This window comes from Undibacterium sp. Tian12W (assembly GCF_049339405.1).
In the GTDB taxonomy this organism is placed as follows: domain Bacteria; phylum Pseudomonadota; class Gammaproteobacteria; order Burkholderiales; family Burkholderiaceae_D; genus Undibacterium.
In genome coordinates, this window is the sequence record NZ_JBMPPK010000005.1 from 297,993 (window position 1) to 316,669 (window position 18,677).

Sequence of the window (18,677 nt, forward strand, 5' to 3'; positions counted from 1 at the left end):
TAGCATGAATCTTGCTTTTCCCACTGTGCATGCATATCGCTCCTGCCGATTACAATTGCTTGCAAAGTCGAAGGCTGCGAATCAAAAAATGCAATAAATTGCACACTCAATGCATTCATTTTCCTGCCTCATTTAAATCTGATTGGGATTTTCTTATCCCTCAGGCATGCGCGAAAACAACAAATGGATCAATCTTAGTTATATTTTAAAACTATCTTAGTTGATTTTTATAACTAACTTGATTTATAGTGCGCTTAATCCTGCAAGACAGGCAACTCATAAAAAGAAAAATAAAATGCAAATAACTCAATCTCAAAAGAACTTCAGCAAATTCCTCAGCTACGTACTGCGCCACCAGCCAGATTCCATAGGCATTACACTGGATGCACAGGGCTGGACAGAAATAAATACACTAATGAGCCAGGCCGCGAAGCATGGCAAGCAATTCAAGCTGGAAGACTTGCATGAAGCGGTGCGCACTTCTGACAAGCAGCGCTTTGCCCTCAGTGAAGATGGTTTGCGCATACGTGCAAACCAGGGGCATTCAGTAGCGGTGGATCTGGCCTTGCCGGTGACAGTGCCGCCAGACGTTTTATATCATGGTACGGCCAGCCGTTTTATCGCTTCCATCATGAAAGACGGGCTGCGTCCAGGCTCGCGTCATCACGTGCACCTGTCGGCAAATACGACTACTGCCCGTACCGTTGGCGCACGGCATGGCAAGCCGGTTATCCTGCAAGTCATGGCAAAACAGATGCAGGAAGATGGCTTCCAGTTTTTTGTATCGGCGAATGGTGTATGGTTATGCGACAGCGTGCCACCAACATATTTGATCAGGATGAATGATGACAACTAAGCGACCACATCAGAATACTTACTGGGTAAAACCAGGAAAATTACTGGCAGGCGAATACCCGGGCGCACTGGATGTAAACACGGCAGCGCAAAGGCTGGGGCAATATCTCGATTGCGGCGTCGATTATTTTATCGACCTGACAGAAGAAGATGAACTGGACCCTTATGCACCGCTGCTGATGAAGCTGGCGAAAGAACGCGGCATGCAGGCCCAGCACCGCCGCTTTGCCATACCAGACCGCCATACCCCATCGTCAAGAGAGCAGATGCAGGAAATCCTGCAAGCACTGCGCGAAGCACTGGCAAAGCAGCATACGGTGTATGTGCATTGCTTTGGCGGCATAGGCCGCACTGGCACGGTCATAGGCTGCTATCTGGCAGAGCAACATCAGAACAGTAAGGCAGGTTTGCAGGAACTGGCGCAATTATGGCAGCAGATGGAAAAGAAAAACTTTTGGCCAGAAACACCGCAAACCACAGAACAGCATGCCTGGGTCTTGGCCTGGCCTGTGGATAGCAATTCAGACCGTATAGGAAAGACATGAATACGCGAGAAGAATTATTAAAGCAGATAGACGAGGGCAAGCAGTTCAATTATTTGCACTTCTGGGGTCATAAGCAGCGCGGTTTACAACCGGATAAAGCCTGCTTCAGTCAGTGGTTTGTTGCGCCGTTCAAGATCGATGGCATTACTTACCCTACGGCTGAACATTATATGATGGCTGGCAAGGCCAGGCTGTTCGGTGACGAGGTCGCACTCAAAGAAATACTGGCTACCAGCGACCCGGATATGGTGAAACGCCTGGGGAGGAAGGTGAAGAATTATGATGAATCGACATGGGTAGAGCATCGCTTCCAGATTGTAGTCGATGGCAATTATGCGAAATTTTCGCAAAACCAAAAACTGAAGCAATACCTGTTAAGTACGGTAGACAAGATCATCGTCGAAGCCAGCCCGCTGGATAGAATCTGGGGCACGGGTCTGGCGCAAGATCATCCTGACAGTAATAATCCGCAACTTTGGCAAGGCTTGAATTTGCTGGGTTTTGCCTTGATGGAAGTCAGGAGCAGACTGCTGTGTGAACACAAATAATAAAAATGAAATTTGAAGCTTATAAAAAACAAGTAATGCAATGGCCAGATAATGGCAAGCACATCATGGCGCAATTTGACGAAGATACGATTATCGTCTATCAGGCATATTCTGATGCCATCGCCGATTTTGCAGTTAAGCACCAATACTTTGGCGGTGCATACAGCTATACACGCATGAGTTGGATCAAGCCCAATTTTTTATGGATGATGTTCCGCTCTGGCTGGGCACAAAAACCTGGTCAGGAACGCGTATTGGCAATACGCATCAAGCGCAGCTTTTTTGATGAAATTTTATCGCAGGCTATTCCATCCTCTTTTGGCGCCTCAGAATTTGCCACACAAGAAGTATGGAAGCAGGCGATAGAAACCTCAGACGTGCGTTTGCAGTGGGACCCTGATCACGACCCTGCGGGCAACTGCCTGCCACGGCGCGCGCTGCAATTAGGTTTGCGCGGAGAAATGCTGGCACGCTATGGGAAAAAAGAAATACTGGAAATCATTGATGTCACGCCGTTTGTGTTGCAGCAGCTCCTGCATGTTGATCAGCAGGAGCAATTGTTAATGCCAGTTGAATCCATTTATCGCTCCTGCAATTGACATGCACGCCAAGCATGCGAATCACGCAAAAATCTCGTTTGAATATCAGCCTCGCATCCGTTTAAATATCCATAGACGACAGCCCTGAACTTACCACCCGGAAGCCCGGCTTCGTCGCTATATGGACGGAGGCAATATGGATGTTGTTACTGAACGCCAAAGGGAATTTTCACTACCGGTATCAATGCCTGGCAGCAGTTACGTGCTGGCGCCGATGAGCTATGTTTTGCCTGATGGTCATCGACCTGTCAGTTATACCTTTGAGCCACCGGCGGGTACCCCCTGGGAAAACGCCACTTACGATTTGCGTGAAGTGGCGATACATGATGCGCGCCATGCTGAGCAGGAACCGCAGCTTGAACGCGAGGGTTTTGAATTGTGGGATGCGCCCACTTCCGTCAAAAACTTCATGGATCATGAAGAAGTCAGGTCTGATTACTATCAGGAAGCGCGTGAACTGGCGCTGGCTGTTACTGGTGGCAGGCAGGCTTATGTCTTCGATCACCTTGTCCGGCGACGCGAAGCCAGAGAAGCCAGCCTGTCATTTGGCAAGCGGGCAGAGAATGGTCTGGCGGCGGCCAATGGGCGCATACATAATGACTATACTGAACAGTCAGGGCAAAAGCGCCTTGGCCTGGTGATCCGGGATCTGGAAGTGATGGCGCAGATACGGCGCTATTGCATCATCAATATCTGGCGCCCTACCCATAATACCGTGCTCGATACGCCGCTGGCAATTTGTGATGCACGTACAGTGAAGCAATCGCATTTGCTCGCTTGCGATGTCAAGTACCCTAACCGCACCGGTGAAATTTACTTGTCCAGATTTTCACCAAGACACCGCTGGTCTTACTTCGCTGAAATGCAACCGCATGAAGCACTGATCTTCAAGCAATATGACAGCCAGTTCAGCGGCGTCTCGCGCTTTACACCGCATGCTGCATTTAATCACCCGCACGCTCCTGAAGATGCACCACCAAGAGAAAGCATAGAGCTGCGCTGCCTGGTGGTATTTTGAAAAGGAGGTCATGATGGATACCCCGATAAGCAGCATGCCTGTCATTGATTTCTGGTTTGAGTTTGGTAGCAATTACAGTTACCTCAGTGTCATGCGCATAGAGCAGGATGCAGCCAGGGCAGGCGTCAGGGTACGCTGGCAACCGTTCTTGCTTGGCCCCATATTCCAGGCTCTGGGATGGGAGACCTCGCCCTTTGTATTGCAGAAAGCCAAAGGGGATTATGTCTGGATCGATATGGAAAGACAATGCCACAAGTATGGCTTACCCTGGAAAAAGCCCAGCAATTTTCCACGCTCAGCGATCTTGCCCTTAAGAGTCTCGGTACTGGGTGCGGAGCAAAACTGGATGGCAGAATATTGTCGCCGCATCATGCAGATAAATTTTGCGCATGACCGGGATATCGATAACAAAGAAGTGGTCGCTGCTGTATTAAACGACATGGGCTTGCCCGCAACTGAAATCATCGCGCAAGCCCTGAGCGATGACAACAAATTGAAGTTGCGCAGGCAAACCGAAATTGCCATGAGCAAGGGTATCTTTGGTGCACCGACTTTTTTTGTCGGCGAACATATGTACTGGGGCAATGACAGGCTTGATGATGCGCTTGCCCATGCACGGGATCTATTGATTTATCCCGACGCATGAGCCTGGCGATCTGGATCAGGCTGTTGCTGTCGCATCGGCTTGTATCTCAGGTTTCTGCACGGCTTGCGTCCTGATGAACATACTTAATAAGGCAGTCAGTACCCCACCTGCAATCAGGAAGAGATATACATAGCGGAATTGCTGCAGATTCTGTACCTGTCCACCCAGTATGGTCACCGTAAAAGCCACTCCGAGGGCAGAACCAAACTGACGTACAGCCTGGTTCACCGCACTGCCAACACCAAAGCGTTTGGCAGGCAGGCGCGCCACCGCTGCGCCTGACAGCGACGGCAACACCAGGCCTACTCCTATGCCACTGAGCAGCATGCCGGGCAGCCATACTGTAAGGTAATCGGCAGTCAGGCTGGTGTTCAGATAAAACCATAAGCCACTCAAGGCGTAAATCAATCCACCTGAGACCAGCAGAGGTTTGTGCCCAAAGCGCGCAACGTAGCGGCCAGAGATAATTGCCACTGGCATGACCATCAAAGGGCCGGGAGTAATGCCAAAACCAGCCTTTGTCAGACCGTAATGCCAGATTGCCGTCATGAATAAAAAGAAGCTCAGGAACATGGCGGTAAACGCGGCGCCGAACACCAGTGTAGCGGCATTCACAAAGCGGTAATTCCTGTCCTCGAACAAACTCAAATCGACTGCCGCATGTGGCTTGCCCTTGGCCCAGAAAATAAAGACAAGAAGTATCGCTACGCCAGCACTGATGGTGGCGAGAGTAGATGGTGCCAGCCAGCCCCAACTGTCAGACTGGACTATGCCCAGTATCAGCAAACCACTGCCAGCAATGAGCAAAAACACACCTGGCCAGTCAAAGCGATGGCCGGTTTCCAGATTGCGTGATTCTGACAGGCTTAACGCGGCCCTGATCATGGCGATGATTCCTATAGGGACATTGATCAAAAATGCCCATTGCCAGTTGATGCTTTCTATAATAAGCGCACCCACACTAGGCCCGACGGCTGCTGCCAGCGCAGCAACCGCTCCCCACAGGCTGACGGCAATAGCACGCTTCTCGATAGGAAAAGCCTGCAACACTAGCGCCAGCGAAGTTGGCGTCAGCAAGGCAGCACCAACAGCTTGCAAGACACGGAAGAAGATCAGCATGCTCGTACTGCCAGCCACACCGCACAAACCGGATGCCAGGGTAAACACGCCTACACCAAGTATGAACAGTCGCTTGCGCCCCAATAAATCTGCCAGGCGACCGGCGGGTACCAGTAATGCCGCATAGACGATGGTATAGGCGTTCAGTACCCAGGACAGTTCACTGGGCCGGACATCCGGGAAGGCATGGCGCAATGCAGGGAAGACAGCGAAGCCTATGGTGGCATCAAGCGACACCAGAAATACGGCAACGCTGGCCAAGGCAAAGGTGGGCCAGGGACTGATATTTTTCATGATGTTTCTCCGGCTTCTAACACTCGTTCAACAATATCGGCGGCAAGTTTATTAATGATGAAGCTGACTGCTGCCGCATGTATCTCTGGCGTGCGCAAGATGCGTCTGTGTCCGGTTCCTGCACTTGGCACCAGACTGGCTTGCGGCCAGGCAGCAGCCAGAGCCTGGCTTTCGGTGTAGGGCATTTCTTTATCTTCCGGGTCATGCAGGATCAGGGCGGGGTGACGCATGCCTTGCTGTAACTGGGACAGATCCATGGACGACAGCGGTGCGCCTATGCTGCTTGCCAGCATGTCTTCCAGCTGCTGCCTACTTGCTTCGTCCAGTCCACCTGCCCTGGCCGCATGCTGGAATACGCGTGTCAGCGAGGCCGGGCCGCACAGATGTACACTGGCCTTGACTTGTACGCCTTGTGCAAACGCATACAGGCTGGCGGCGGAGCCTACTGAATGGGCGATCGTGGCAGTCAGCGGCCCCAGATGTTTTGCTACTGCGACCACTGCCTTGCCATAGTCGAGTACATTGGTCGTTTCGCCTTGCGATGCACCGTGTGCCGGTGCATCCAGCGCGGTCACGCTAAAACCTGCCCGCAGCAAAGGGGCGACAAAGCCTGCCATGTGGCTGGCCCGGCTTTCCCAGCCATGCAGGAGCAGGACTTGCGGCCCCTGTCCCCAGGTCCAGGCGCGCAATTCCAGCCCCGCATAAGGAATGCTGACGGGACGCGCCTGCGCCAATACCTTTTTATCATCTTCAGTTTCCGCCTGCCTTTGCGGCCGGGTGAATGCCTGCAAGATCATGTCCATGATGGGCTTATTTGTTGCATTATTTGCTTCTTTGACTGGTGTATTCATGCTGCCCTCGAAATTAGATGACGAATATAATCCAATGGATGTTGATTATCATCTAAAATAGAGATTCATGTCAAACCTGATTAAAACCAGTATTAAAATGAAAACGCTGGTTGGCAGATTTTTTAGGAATAGAGCAAATGAGAACTACCCGCGAACAAGCTGCGCAAACCCGCGAGCGCATAGTAGAAACCGCTGCCCGCCTGTATCGTGAACATGGCATCAATGGCATAGGTGTGGCAGACCTGATGAAAGAAGCCGGGCTCACGCATGGCGGTTTTTACAAGCACTTTGAATCCAAGGAAGCCCTGATTGCCAAAGCCTGCAGTACCGCGCTCGAAAGCACACGTACAGAACTGCTGCGCAAGACAGAACTGGTCAGCGACGAAGAAGCCATCGCCAGCCTGGTGCATAGCTACCTGAGCCGGGCACATAGTGAGCATCCCGGCCATGGTTGTGCGATTGCGGCACTGGGGGCAGAAGCAGCGCGTGGCGAGGCGGCAAGCAAGGAAGTGATGGCGCAAGGGGTTGATCAGCTGTTAGCCATCATCAGCAAGCAATTGCAGCGTTCAGGTGCTAAGGATGACGCGGCTACCGCGCATGGCGTCTTGTCTTCGCTGATAGGTGGCCTGCTGTTGTCCCGCATGATGGACAAACCGGCGAATGCCAAAGCAGTATTGCGTGACACCAGTGAATTTGTGTTGAAAGCGGTACAGAAATAATAAAGAAGTAAAAAAACTGCCCGTTATTTCTAACGGGCAGATGATTCATTAAATCAATTTACCCCCCTGTAAATTCACTTCCGATTATTCGCCAGCCTGCGTACCACAGCCAGCAGGCGATCTATCTCTTCACAAGTATTGTAGAAAGCAAACGAAGGCCGTACCGTTGCTTCCAGACCAAAGCGACGCAAGATGGGTTGGGCGCAATGATGGCCGGAACGTACTGCGATTCCCTCTTCATTGAGTGCCTTGCCAACTTCTGCCGTTTCATATCCTGCCAGCACAAAAGAAGCGACACTGGCTTTTTGATGCGCGGTACCGACCAGGCGTACACCAGGTATGCTCTTCAGCCCATGCGTTGCATATTCCAGCAAGGCATGTTCATACAGGGCGATATTTTCCAGGCCTATGCGCTCGACATAATCAAGCGCGGCTCCCAGGCCGACGGCATCGGCGATATTGCCAGTACCAGCTTCAAAGCGTGCCGGTGCTGGCTGATAACGGGTGTGCTCGAAAGTCACATCTGCAATCATATTGCCACCGCCCTGCCAGGGTGGCAGTTGTTCCAGCAAGGCCTTCTTGCCATACACCACGCCTATGCCAGTCGGGCCAAATATCTTGTGACCGGAGAAGACATAAAAGTCAGCATCCAGCGCCTGCACGTTCACGCGCAGATGTGACACGGCTTGCGCCCCATCGATCAGTACGCGGGCACCGGCAGCATGGGCCAGGGCAGTAATCTCATGCACCGGGGCGATAGTACCCAGGGCATTTGACACTTGCGTTACCGCCACCAGACGGGTCTTGCTGTTCAGGAGCTTGCGGTACTCGTCAAGCAAGACCTGGCCACTGTCATCCACGGGAATGACGCGTATGACTGCACCCTTCTCAGCCGCCAGTTGTTGCCAGGGCACGATATTGGCATGATGTTCAAGCTCAGAGACGATGATCTCATCACCCGCGCCTATGAACTTCTTGCCAAAGGTTTGCGCGATCAGATTGATACCTTCAGTCGCGCCACGCACGAAGATGATTTCCTGTTCGCTGGCAGCACCAAGAAATTTGGCTACCTTCTTACGTGCAGACTCATAAGCATCGCTGGCACGTGCAGCCAGTTCATGCGCCGCTCTATGTATATTTGAATTCTCATGCTCATAGAAATAACTGATACGGTCTATCACCGACTTTGGCTTGTGCGTGGTGGCGGCATTATCAAACCACACCAGTTGCTTGCCATTGACACGCTCAGCCAGGATAGGGAAATCCCTGCGCACGGCATTGATGTCAAAGGGTGCGGCCAAGGATGGATTAGCTGCCCTTGGTGCCTGATCCCAATAGTCTTGCTCGCCTTGCTGGAAATAATACGCTGGCTGTGTAGCATTGCCACCAGATTGCGGTGCGGGCACAGACGTGGCCGACGTAGCTGGCGTTGTTGAATACAGTTCACCCAGTATGCGTTGCAATTGCTCTTGCCCCGGCACGTTGAAAGCACTCGCGCCGGATTGCTTGCCTGTGCCCGCACCTGTTCCTTGCGCCGCCAGGCTATCAAGATTATTGTCAGCAACTGGATAGCCATGCTCTTGCCCGACAAAATAATAGGGCGTGCTGGAACTGGCACCACCCGCTTGCGGGCGCGATGGTGCTAGGCTGCTACCAGCATTTTGTGGTACGCCACTGGCAGAGACAGAAGGCTGGCTTTGTACCGAGCTGCTATCGTGGACTGGCGTACGCGCCGACGGTGGTGCTTCAGGTGTATTGCCCTGGCTAAAGCCCGGCAAGAATTGCGCAGCCGCTTGCGCCGCACCTGGCACCAGCGCAAAAAATTCTGATGCCATGCGGTTCAGTGCGGCTTCATCCGGCAAACCTGAGTTTGCCGCGCCAGTATTATTTGTAGGTGTCAGGATAGTCATGGTATTTACCTATCTCTACGTCATCGAGAACAGCCACTGCATCATCTGTCAATACTGCCAGCGAGCAGTACAGGGAAATGAGGTAAGAGGCAATCGCATTGCGGTTGATGCCCATGAAGCGCACAGACAAACCAGGACTTTGTTCACCCGCCAGGCCAGGCTGAAACAAGCCAACCACACCCTGGCGTTTTTCACCAACACGCAACAGGATAATTTTTGTCTTGCCGTCTTCGATAGGCAATTTATCAGACGGTACCAATGGCACGCCGCGCCAGGTCAGGAATTGCGAACCAAACAGGCTGACTGTCGGAGGTGGCACACCACGGCGTGTGCATTCACGACCAAAAGCAGCAATCGCCAATGGGTGTGCGAGGAAGAAGCCAGGCTCTTTCCAGACCTTGGTCAGCAAGTCGTCAAGATCATCCGGTGTAGGCGCACCTGTCAGTGTGGAGATGCGTTGATCATCATGCACATTTGCCAGCAGACCATAATCAGGATTATTGATGAGTTCGCTTTCCTGCCTTTCCTTGATGGTTTCTACTGTCAGACGCAATTGCTCCTTGATCTGGTCATGCGGGCTGCTGTACAGATCAGAAATGCGCGTATGTACATCCAGCACGGTCGCTACCGCATTGAGGAAATACTCACGCGGCTGTTCGTCATAATCGACAAAGGTTTGCGGCAATTCAGATTCATCGCGCTGTGAACAAGCTACCCGCACATCCTTGGGATTTTTTACTTTGTTGAGCCGGTAGATACCTGCCTCTACCGGCAACCATTGCAGCAGATGCACCAGCCAGCGTGGCGAGATGGTGGATAACTGTGGAACGGTCTTGGTCGCATTTGCTAACTGTCTGGCGGCATTGTCGCTGAGGGCGAAATTACCTGCAGTTACTTCATTACTTACATCTGTCATTACTCTACTCCATGAAAGTCAGTGTATCGAAAAATAAACATGAACAGGCGTGCGGGGATAAGCAGCCGTGTTATGTAGTTCACGGCTGTTTATTTGAAGCTCACTTATTCAAACCAAAGAAACGGGATTTTGCTGTTCGTGCCTCAAGCTGGCCTGGCTTACATGGCTGCCTGCTGCCACATCGCTGGTGACCCAGACATTGCCGCCGACGATGGCACCACGGCCTATGGTGACGCGGCCCAGTACTGTGGCACCGGCATAGATCACCACATCATCTTCAACGATGGGATGGCGTGGCAAACCTTTTTGCAGCTTGCCATCATCATCGCTGGGGAAGCGTTTTGCCCCCAGCGTAACGGCCTGATAGATACGCACACGCTGGCCGATAACGGCAGTCTCTCCTATCACCACGCCAGTACCATGATCAATAAAAAAGCCTGCCCCTATGCTGGCACCGGGGTGGATGTCTATGCCGGTCTGTCCATGGGCAATCTCGGCAACAATACGCGCCAGCAGTGGCACACCGAGCTGGTACAGTTGATGGGCAATACGGTGATGTATCATCGCCAGTATGCCGGGGTAGCACAACAAGACTTCATCGACCGTGCGGGCTGCCGGGTCACCCTGATAGGCTGAGATGACATCGCTGTCCAGTAATGAGCGTATGCCAGGCAAAGCGCGGGAAAATTCACGTACTATCGTCAGGGCCCGGTCATCGATATGCAGACCTTCTTCTTCGTGGTAGCGCGAGGCATAGCTGAGTTCCAGCCTGACCTGACCCAGCAGAGAATGCAGGACAGTATCGAGTGTATGGCCTACATAAAAGTCTTCACTCTCTTGCCGCAATTCAGGCGGCCCCAAGCGCATGGGGAACAAGGCACCACGCAAGTCATTGAGGATTTTTGCCAGTGCATCACGCGATGGCAATTCACGCCCGCCAGGTTCGGCTGATCTTTGCTGGCGACGCCGCCAGGCATGGCGCACTACTGCCAGCTCGCTGACAACCTGCTCTATGCCGAACAGCGAGGCGCGTATCTCTTTAGTCTGTTGCAATACTTGTCCCATGATGAGCTGCCTTCTCTATTACTGATTTTTGAATTGATTCAATCCTGCACCCAGGGGAGTTTGTGGAAGCGCCAGCCCCCGTGATGCCCGCGCTGCTGCGCCTCATCCAGATCGCCTTCGAAACCCTGTTCTATATTGAAGACATTCGACAAACCGGCCTTGCTGGCGGCTTCTGCTGCCAATGCCGAGCGTTTACCACTGCGACAAAGCAGCAAGACCACGGCCTGCTTTTCCTTAAGCTTGCCTTCGAGCTCTTTGACAAAGCGCGGGTTACGTGTCAGTGCTGTACCTGTCGCCCAGGCTACATGCAGGCTGTCTGGCAAATGACCGACGAACTTGCGTTCTTCATTGCTACGTACATCAACAATCACGGCCAGGCCTTGCTGCTGCAACTCCCAGGCATCTGTCGGGGACACGCTGCCAGCAAATGGCAGGCCGGCATCTTTGGCGCGCTGGCGGGCCGCAGCCAGCACAGGTGATTCAGTTATAGTCTCGATTGTGGGGGAAGCTGTCATACACGTTCTCTGTATTCATGTTTTTCATCACAGAGATTGAATGTACAGAAAATACCTAAGACAGAAAACGAATAAAAATGAAGTTAATTATCCGAAATTCAAATATGCTGTAGCTATTGCCACAAAGCCGACATTTGCTGCATTGCGCAAATATGGTATTGCAGTCTGTTAGGCGTATGATATTAGAATCCCACTACTTTATCGCTACTATGGCTACAGCTAAATCTACCTCGTATCCCAGGCTAACGACACTGCTGACGCTGGGCGTCAGTGCGGTAGTATTGTGTACCGTCCTGTCGGCCTTGCTGCTGGTTGACCACTTCGCTAAAAACTATGCACAGAAAGAAGCAGAGCAAAGACTGCAGCAAGTTGCCTGGCAAATGCGCGATTCCCTAGACCAGGTCATGCAAAAATCAGTCAGCGATGTGCAACTGCTATCGCAACTGAATGAAGTCAAAGACGGTAAAGAGCCTGCCGATGTACGCCGTATCCTTGATCACTTGCAACACAACTTCTCTGACTATGCCTGGATAGGTTTGGCCGACCCCGACGGTAAAGTGCTGGCATCTACCAAGGGTATGCTGGAAGGGCAAGATGTCAGCAAGCGGCCCTGGTTTATTGAAGGCAAGAAGGCCTTGTATGCGGGTGATTACCACCCTGCCCTGTTGTTGCAGAAGCTGCTGCCTTACAGCATAGACCCCTGGCGCTTTGTCGATGTATCTATCCCCGTCTACAATTCTGAAGGCAAGCTGCGCGGCGTGCTGGGCGTGCACCTGAGCTGGAACTGGACGCGCAATCTGGTGCAAAACATACTGGCACCCGCTGACAAACAATATGCGGCAGAAATCATGGTGGCGAGGGAAGACGGTACCGTCTTGCTCGGTCCTCTGAAGATGGAAGAAAGCAAAATATCCCCGAACAGCCTGAAGCTGTCGCGTTCTGGCAAGAGTGGCGTGACGGAAGAAGTATGGGACGGCCCGCAGAAATATCTGACTGCCTATACCATGAGTGGACAGGCACGCAATTATCCTGCCTTGCAATGGAGCATACTGGTACGCCAGCCCAAAGATGTTGCCATGGCTGGTTTGTATAACCTGCAGCGTGAAATCCTGATTTCTGGCGCCATACTGTGCGTCGTGCTGGCACTGCTGGCATCACTGATGGCAAGACGCATGTCGTCTTCGCTCACCAAACTCAGTAGCTTCATGGAGCAGCGTACCCAAAACCGCGACTCACAGGCAGCGCAACCTGTCTTCCCGGTTGTGGTTCACGGCTTTCATGAAGCCCAGCTATTATCGACCACGATAGCGGGAATGCTGGAAAAAGAAGAGCAGTACCTGACCAAGATCGAACGCAGCAATCAAGACCTTGAAGCAACCGTGGTTGAACGCACGCGAGAAATTGAACTGAAAGCCAGCCAGCTGGAAAATGCCTTGCAAGAGCAGCGCGTTGTACAAAACCGTTTGCAAGCCATTACAGATAACCTGCCCTGCATTATCACTTTCATGGACAGGCAAGAACGCTATCTATTCGTGAATGCTTTCGTCACGACAGAATTTGGCATCAAGCCCGAGCATCTGTTGGGGCGCACTTTGCGTGAAGCTGTTGGCGATGAATTTTACAAGGCCCATGCACCTCATGTGCAGGCAGTATTGGCGGGTGAACGTGTCAGCTTTGAAGGCGAGGGTAAATTAAATAAACGTACCTACTATTATCAGTCTGTGTATGTACCAGCCTATGACGATGCCGGTCAAGTCACGGGGTTTTATGCGATGAGCTTTGATATTGCTGACCGCAAGCGGGTAGAGATGATGATGAATGAATTCGTCTCCATGGTCAGCCACGAACTGCGTACACCATTGACATCCATCAATGGTTCGCTGCGCCTGGTGGCTGCTGGTGTTGCCGGGCAAGTACCGGAGAAAGCCCAGGAACTGATCACGGTTGCCATGCGCAATGGTGACCGCCTGCTGCACTTGATCAATGATATTCTCGACCTGGAAAAAATCGCCTCCGGCAAGATGGAATTCAATTTCCAGCTCAGCCAGATTGGTCCCATGATCCAGGATGCCATCAGTGCCAACAAATCCTATGCGGATCAATATGGTGTCAGCATCAACTGGCACGAAGCGTATGCCGAGATGATGGTCAACGTTGACCGCCATCGCGTTGGCCAGGTACTTGCCAATCTCTTGTCAAACGCAATCAAGTTCTCGCACAAAGGGGGCGAAGTAGAAGTGACAGTGGAAATGAATTTGGCCAGACAAAGAGTGAAGGTGATTGTTACTGATCATGGCTGCGGCATACCGCCCAATTTCCATAGCAAGATATTCCAGAAATTCAGTCAGGTCGATGGTTCCAACACCCGAAAAAAAGGTGGCACTGGCCTGGGTTTGAATATCTGCAAAACCATCATAGAAAAAATGGAAGGAAGCATAGGCTTCACCTCCACGGTGGATGTAGGCAGCCAGTTCTTTTTTGAACTGCCGCTGGCTGGTACCACTTCATCAAGTGCCGCCAGCGTCATTGAGGCAAGCTAGGCTGAAAGGCTGTCGACTAGGTTGCAGCCAATGCCTGCTCCAGATCAGCAATCAGGTCATCAATGTGTTCTATGCCTATTGACAGACGCACGGTGTCTTCAGTGACACCGGCTTTTGCCAGCTCTTCAGGGTTCAATTGACGATGTGTAGTGCTGGCCGGATGGCAGGCTAGCGACTTGGCATCGCCTATATTCACCAGACGGGTGAATAATTGCAGGGCATCCTGGAAGCGGCCACCGGCGTCACGCCCGCCTTCGAGACCAAAAGTCAGGATTCCGGAAGGCTTGCCGCCCAGATATTTCTGCGCCAGCGCATGGTCCTTGTGTTCAGGCAGGCCGGCATAATTGACCCACTTCACCTTCGCATGCTTGTCCAGGTAATGGGCAATCTTGATGGTGTTGTCGGTAATCCTGTCCAGGCGCAAGGCCAGGGTTTCTATGCCTTGCAAGATCAGGAAGGCATTGAAGGGCGACAGCGCAGCACCAGTATTACGCAAAGGTACGACGCGGGCGCGGCCTATATACGCTGCAGGCCCCAGCGCTTCGGTATACACCACACCGTGATAAGACACGTCAGGCTCATTGAGGCGTTTGAATCTTTCTTTATGCTCAGCCCAGGGGAATTTGCCAGAATCAACGATGATGCCACCTATGGAATTGCCATGCCCGCCGAGGTATTTAGTCAGCGAATGCACGACAATATCGGCACCAAATTCTATTGGGCGCAACAGATAAGGGGAAGGCACGGTGTTATCCACAATTAATGGAACGCCATGTTGATGGGCGACTTTGGCGATGGCTTCAATATCAGTGATATTGCCTAGTGGATTGCCGATAGATTCCACAAACACAGCCTTGGTTTTGCCATCAATCAGTTTGGCAAAGGACTCAGGGTCACGGTAATCAGCGAAGCGGGTTTCTATGCCGAATTGCGGCAGGGTATGGGCAAACAGATTATAGGTACCGCCATACAGGGTAGAGGCAGAGACGATATTGTCACCTGCCTCGGCAATGGTTTGTATCGCATAGGTAATTGCAGCCTGGCCAGATGCCAGGGCCAGGCCAGCAATACCGCCTTCGAGCTCAGCCACGCGCTTTTCCAGCACATCATTGGTGGGATTCATGATGCGTGAATAAATATTGCCCTGCACTTTGAGATCAAACAGGTCCGCACCATGCTGGGTATTGTCAAAGGCATAGGCGACGGTCTGATAAATAGGCACGGCAACCGCGCGCGTAGTCGGATCAGGTGTGTAACCACCATGTACTGCTATGGTTTCCAGCTTCATCAAGATGTCCTTTTATTTTAATAATGCGTTCGGATGAGGAAATTGATCATAAAAATACTGTCTTTAAATAACAAGGAAGCATTTCGAATTTGCTTATCAAGAAAATGAAGCCAGCCCCAGCCCGGAATTTATTTTCGGCATGCAACAAGCAAATAGCGCATGCGGCCACTATTCAGAATGCTGGATAATATTACAATAAAAACATTGTCAAAAATTTCATTAAGTTTGAATTTGAAATACAAACTTACAATATAAAGCGGCAATTATTTATAGTTTGATATTTATAATAGGTCGGAAAAACACAATCAAATTTCCGTGAAACCCGCATGAGGCTGCTATATAAAATGAAAAAATATATCCCACTGGCAATGTTTATTTTCGTTGCATCTGCCTGTACAACATCACCAGCACAAAATGAACCGCGTAATGTCAGGGCTGGTGGTTTTCAGGATCAGCAGAATGCTGAAGTAGGTGATATCCAGGACATGCGCAGAACGACACTGCAAAAGCAAGGCCGGACAGGTGCGACTGGTGCAGTGGTCGGCGCGGTCACCGGTGCAGCGCTGGGCAATCAGATTGGCAAAGGCAACGGCAAGAAAGTCAGCACAGTATTAGGCGGCGTCGTCGGTGGTGTGGTTGGCAATGCTGTTGCTGAACAAAACTCCATGGTTAACGTGCCAGGACTGGAAATTGTAGTGCGCCTGCGCAGTAACGGCAGCCTCATCACTGTCACCCAGGAACAACAGGGACGCGATTCCTATTACATAGGTCAGCCAGTGCGGGTAATCTACACGCAAAATATGGCGCAAGTAATACCCTTGTAAAACAAGGGCTTCATTACGGTGACAACATTTCTCGTTGACGACAGGCCATGACAACGAATAGTTTTTTATAGCGACAGAATGAAAACTTCACACAAGTTAATCAGCCTTGCCCTTTGCGGTCTCAATGCGGCAGCGCAAGCACAAATCTGGACTGACCTGCCAAGCATAGACCAGAAAGCCGATGTCATCACCCAGCGTGCTGACAGCCCTATATACAGCCGCATGGCGACTGACAAGAAATACCGTGAATTTGCCTACGCTGCCATCAATATCCGCGGCGAACAGCTAGGTTACAAACTGGTGCTGGAATCACGCGACGCATTGTTCACGGATAAAAAATTACGCAAAGTCTATGAAGCCAGGGCAGGCAAGTATTTTGTCTCTTACTGGGTAAAGGAATACCCAAACCAACGCACGATGCCCTTCAAACGCAATGTTGATATCTTGCTGGTTGTCGTCGATACCGTGCCCGCGAATAAAGATAATCCCGAATTCAAGGCGGTTGCCAGCAAGCTGCCCTATGTGACTTACCAGATACGCTGGCAGCAATTCAATGGCAATCAGGTGGTTGGCATCAAAGGGGATGACACCGGTGCAGCCGTCAAATGGAATTGTAAAACCAAGGAAGGCAAAGTCATGCCGACCATGATACAGACCATGATCATCCACAAACCCAACTTCAAGAATGAAGAAGAGTGGTATCGCACTGCGTATTACATCACCGATACCGGCGAGTTAAAAGACAATGGCGCAGGCCGGAGAAACATCTGCACTGAGCGCAGTGTAGGCCCGGATGATGAAGTGTCGAAGTGGGTACGCTTTTTTGGCGGTGTATAAACCAGAGATTGACTCTGGCATTCAACAGCTTTTGACGGGGTGATGCTTTTCACACACAGCATCGCCCCTCTCTCAGCTTGGCCCTTGATCACTTCACTGGTACATCCGGCAGACTCAATGCCAGTTCAGCTATCCTGTCCTTGCGCATGAAAACTACACCGGGATGTTGCAGCGCATATTGCAAGAATTCTCCCAGGATTTTTACACGACCCGGGGTGCCGCCTATGCGGTCATGCAGGGAAAGCGACATCATGCGCCGCCTGTATCCTGACTCCATATACAACTGATCAAATTCATCACGCAACTCCTGGCCAAAGGCTTGTGCTGTCAATGGCCCCTCAGCCCCGAAGCGGGCAATGTCGTTATTGCGCAAGGTGTAAGGCACAATCGCAAAGGCCTGGTCATTGACGATGGTCGTCATCGGTTCATCAGCACTGAGATCATCGATGTGATAAGTGAAACCCAGTGACTGCAATATCCCCAGTGTGCGCGGAGTGCCACGTAACCAGAAGGCATTAAAACCGACAGGCCGCGTGCCTGTTGCTTTTTCTATCGCTGCGATATTGGCGATGTACGATGCGCGCTCTTCTGCCTCAGTCATGGTCCAGTGCGGCGTCCAGCTATGGCCATGCGCGGCCGCTTCATGGCCACGTTGCACGATTTCTCTGGCAAGCTCCGGTCTTTGCAATACCGCCTGCCCAACCATATGCGAAGTCACGGGTATCTTGAATTTGTCCCACAGATCCAGCATGCGCGGTATGCCTTCACGTGCGCCATATTCAAACCAGGTGCGGGCTGGCAAGTCAGGCAGGCTGGTGTCTGCCATGGCAGGAAAAGGTGAACCATTCTCGTGCTCTGATTGCGCACCAGCTTCAAACTGCATGGAAACAGAGACCACCATGCGTATGCCATCTGGCCAGAACTGCCCATCAGGCAGATTGATCTTGTTTGTCATTGTCAACTCCCTCTATTAATTTTTGATGATGCCAAGTTGCTGCAACAAAGCCAGGTTATCTTCCAGATGCCAGTTCTCTGCGATGCGGCCATCGGCGACGCGGTAAATATCGGTTGCAATGAAATCGACCTTGCGACCATCGCCTTGCTGACCATGAAAGCTGCCACTGAAGTGGCCAGTAAAATGCAGGCGGCCTACAACACGGTCACCGACCAGCAACATCTCTTCCACCTCCAGCTTAAGATCAGGTACGGCTGCGCGAAAATTTTTTGAGGCAAACAAGGCGCCCTGAGGACCTTGTGGCCGGCCCGCAGGCAAATTCCTGTCCATGAAATTATCTGCCAGCGCCGCTTGTGCAAACTGCGCGTCGCCGGTATTCCAGAAAGCATAGTAACGCCGCGCCGCCAGTGCCATACTTTGTTGCTGCACTGCCGGGATGGACTTGTCGGCAACGATGTTACGCGACACCGGCAAGTCGTCTTGCGCATAAGCTGTGCTTACATAAATATTAAGGAACATCTGATTAAGTTCTAATTTCCATCAATTACAAAATCATGTTCCAGTCAAAGCATAAAACGTGCTGCTGAACATGATTTTCATCAAGAATTGGGGAGTTGTATCCCCAACTTCTTC

General features: G+C 51.5%; 19 protein-coding genes. 10 read left to right on the top strand and 9 right to left on the bottom strand.

What is annotated here, in order from left to right; all coding sequences use genetic code 11:
- The first annotated feature begins 295 nt into the window (after positions 1–295).
- The 6 genes from ACO0LI_RS08700 (at position 296) to ACO0LI_RS08725 (ending at position 4,211) form a co-directional block, all read left to right on the top strand.
- Entirely contained in the window at positions 296–856 is a 561-nt protein-coding gene (locus ACO0LI_RS08700; RefSeq protein WP_423032279.1) for an RNA 2'-phosphotransferase, read from the top strand.
- Complete coding sequence (locus tag ACO0LI_RS08705) at positions 846–1,400, top strand: protein-tyrosine phosphatase family protein (protein WP_423032280.1); 555 nt, start codon at positions 846–848, stop codon at positions 1,398–1,400. Before ACO0LI_RS08700 ends, ACO0LI_RS08705 begins: the two co-directional genes overlap by 11 nt.
- Positions 1,397–1,948 carry an NADAR family protein gene (locus tag ACO0LI_RS08710; RefSeq protein WP_423032281.1) on the top strand — a complete coding sequence of 184 codons (552 nt, stop codon included), beginning with the start codon at positions 1,397–1,399 and terminating at the stop codon, positions 1,946–1,948. Before ACO0LI_RS08705 ends, ACO0LI_RS08710 begins: the two co-directional genes overlap by 4 nt.
- A 5-nt stretch (positions 1,949–1,953) precedes the next feature.
- Positions 1,954–2,547: a DUF4291 domain-containing protein gene (locus tag ACO0LI_RS08715; protein WP_423032282.1), complete on the top strand. Its 594-nt coding sequence runs from the start codon at positions 1,954–1,956 to the stop codon at positions 2,545–2,547.
- Between the two features lie 136 nt (positions 2,548–2,683).
- Positions 2,684–3,565: a CmcJ/NvfI family oxidoreductase gene (locus tag ACO0LI_RS08720; RefSeq protein WP_423032283.1), complete on the top strand. Its 882-nt coding sequence runs from the start codon at positions 2,684–2,686 to the stop codon at positions 3,563–3,565.
- A gap of 10 nt (positions 3,566–3,575) precedes the next feature.
- Positions 3,576–4,211 carry a 2-hydroxychromene-2-carboxylate isomerase gene (locus ACO0LI_RS08725; RefSeq protein WP_423032284.1) on the top strand — a complete coding sequence of 212 codons (636 nt, stop codon included), beginning with the start codon at positions 3,576–3,578 and terminating at the stop codon, positions 4,209–4,211.
- A gap of 15 nt (positions 4,212–4,226) precedes the next feature.
- Here ACO0LI_RS08725 and ACO0LI_RS08730 read toward each other — a convergent pair whose 3' ends face one another.
- Positions 4,227–5,624 carry an MFS transporter gene (locus ACO0LI_RS08730; RefSeq protein ID WP_423032285.1) on the bottom strand — a complete coding sequence of 466 codons (1,398 nt, stop codon included), beginning with the start codon at positions 5,622–5,624 and terminating at the stop codon, positions 4,227–4,229.
- Complete coding sequence (locus ACO0LI_RS08735; protein WP_423032286.1) at positions 5,621–6,475, bottom strand: alpha/beta fold hydrolase; 855 nt, start codon at positions 6,473–6,475, stop codon at positions 5,621–5,623. The genes ACO0LI_RS08730 and ACO0LI_RS08735 overlap by 4 nt, the downstream gene beginning before the upstream one ends.
- A 137-nt stretch (positions 6,476–6,612) precedes the next feature.
- On the opposite strand from ACO0LI_RS08735, the gene ACO0LI_RS08740 reads away from it, so the two are divergent.
- The gene (locus ACO0LI_RS08740) at positions 6,613–7,194 is read left to right on the top strand and encodes a TetR/AcrR family transcriptional regulator (RefSeq protein WP_423032287.1); all 582 of its coding nucleotides are present in this window, start codon (positions 6,613–6,615) and stop codon (positions 7,192–7,194) included.
- A gap of 74 nt (positions 7,195–7,268) precedes the next feature.
- Here ACO0LI_RS08740 and ACO0LI_RS08745 read toward each other — a convergent pair whose 3' ends face one another.
- The 4 genes from ACO0LI_RS08745 to ACO0LI_RS08760 all read right to left on the bottom strand — a co-directional run bounded on the left by ACO0LI_RS08745 (position 7,269) and on the right by ACO0LI_RS08760 (position 11,600).
- Positions 7,269–9,104, bottom strand: a complete 1,836-nt coding sequence (locus tag ACO0LI_RS08745; protein ID WP_423032288.1) for a family 2A encapsulin nanocompartment cargo protein cysteine desulfurase — start codon at positions 9,102–9,104, stop codon at positions 7,269–7,271.
- Positions 9,079–10,020: a family 2A encapsulin nanocompartment shell protein gene (locus ACO0LI_RS08750; RefSeq protein ID WP_422949117.1), complete on the bottom strand. Its 942-nt coding sequence runs from the start codon at positions 10,018–10,020 to the stop codon at positions 9,079–9,081. The genes ACO0LI_RS08745 and ACO0LI_RS08750 overlap by 26 nt, the downstream gene beginning before the upstream one ends.
- A 108-nt stretch (positions 10,021–10,128) precedes the next feature.
- Positions 10,129–11,085: a serine O-acetyltransferase EpsC gene (gene epsC / locus ACO0LI_RS08755; RefSeq protein WP_422949118.1), complete on the bottom strand. Its 957-nt coding sequence runs from the start codon at positions 11,083–11,085 to the stop codon at positions 10,129–10,131.
- A gap of 38 nt (positions 11,086–11,123) precedes the next feature.
- Positions 11,124–11,600, bottom strand: coding sequence for a rhodanese-like domain-containing protein (locus ACO0LI_RS08760; RefSeq protein WP_422949119.1), 477 nt, complete (start codon positions 11,598–11,600; stop codon positions 11,124–11,126).
- A gap of 209 nt (positions 11,601–11,809) precedes the next feature.
- Between ACO0LI_RS08760 and ACO0LI_RS08765 the strand changes: the two genes are divergently transcribed.
- Complete coding sequence (locus ACO0LI_RS08765; RefSeq protein WP_422949120.1) at positions 11,810–14,140, top strand: sensor histidine kinase; 2,331 nt, start codon at positions 11,810–11,812, stop codon at positions 14,138–14,140.
- Between the two features lie 16 nt (positions 14,141–14,156).
- On the opposite strand, the gene ACO0LI_RS08770 is transcribed toward ACO0LI_RS08765, so the two are convergent.
- Complete coding sequence (locus ACO0LI_RS08770) at positions 14,157–15,428, bottom strand: O-acetylhomoserine aminocarboxypropyltransferase/cysteine synthase family protein (RefSeq protein WP_423032289.1); 1,272 nt, start codon at positions 15,426–15,428, stop codon at positions 14,157–14,159.
- A 344-nt stretch (positions 15,429–15,772) separates the two neighbouring features.
- Between ACO0LI_RS08770 and ACO0LI_RS08775 the strand changes: the two genes are divergently transcribed.
- Positions 15,773–16,252 (top strand): glycine zipper 2TM domain-containing protein, encoded by a 480-nt coding sequence (locus ACO0LI_RS08775; RefSeq protein WP_423032290.1) that lies wholly within the window; start codon positions 15,773–15,775, stop codon positions 16,250–16,252.
- 78 nt (positions 16,253–16,330) lie between these two features.
- Positions 16,331–17,089: a hypothetical protein gene (locus ACO0LI_RS08780; protein ID WP_423032291.1), complete on the top strand. Its 759-nt coding sequence runs from the start codon at positions 16,331–16,333 to the stop codon at positions 17,087–17,089.
- A gap of 88 nt (positions 17,090–17,177) precedes the next feature.
- On the opposite strand, the gene ACO0LI_RS08785 is transcribed toward ACO0LI_RS08780, so the two are convergent.
- Together ACO0LI_RS08785 and ACO0LI_RS08790 are read right to left on the bottom strand one after the other, a co-directional pair.
- A complete protein-coding gene (locus ACO0LI_RS08785) occupies positions 17,178–18,044 on the bottom strand; it encodes a polysaccharide deacetylase family protein (protein WP_423032292.1) in 867 nt (288 codons plus the stop codon).
- Positions 18,045–18,059: 15 nt separating this feature from the next.
- Positions 18,060–18,563, bottom strand: a complete 504-nt coding sequence (locus tag ACO0LI_RS08790) for an ester cyclase (RefSeq protein ID WP_423032293.1) — start codon at positions 18,561–18,563, stop codon at positions 18,060–18,062.
- Positions 18,564–18,677 lie beyond the last annotated feature (114 nt).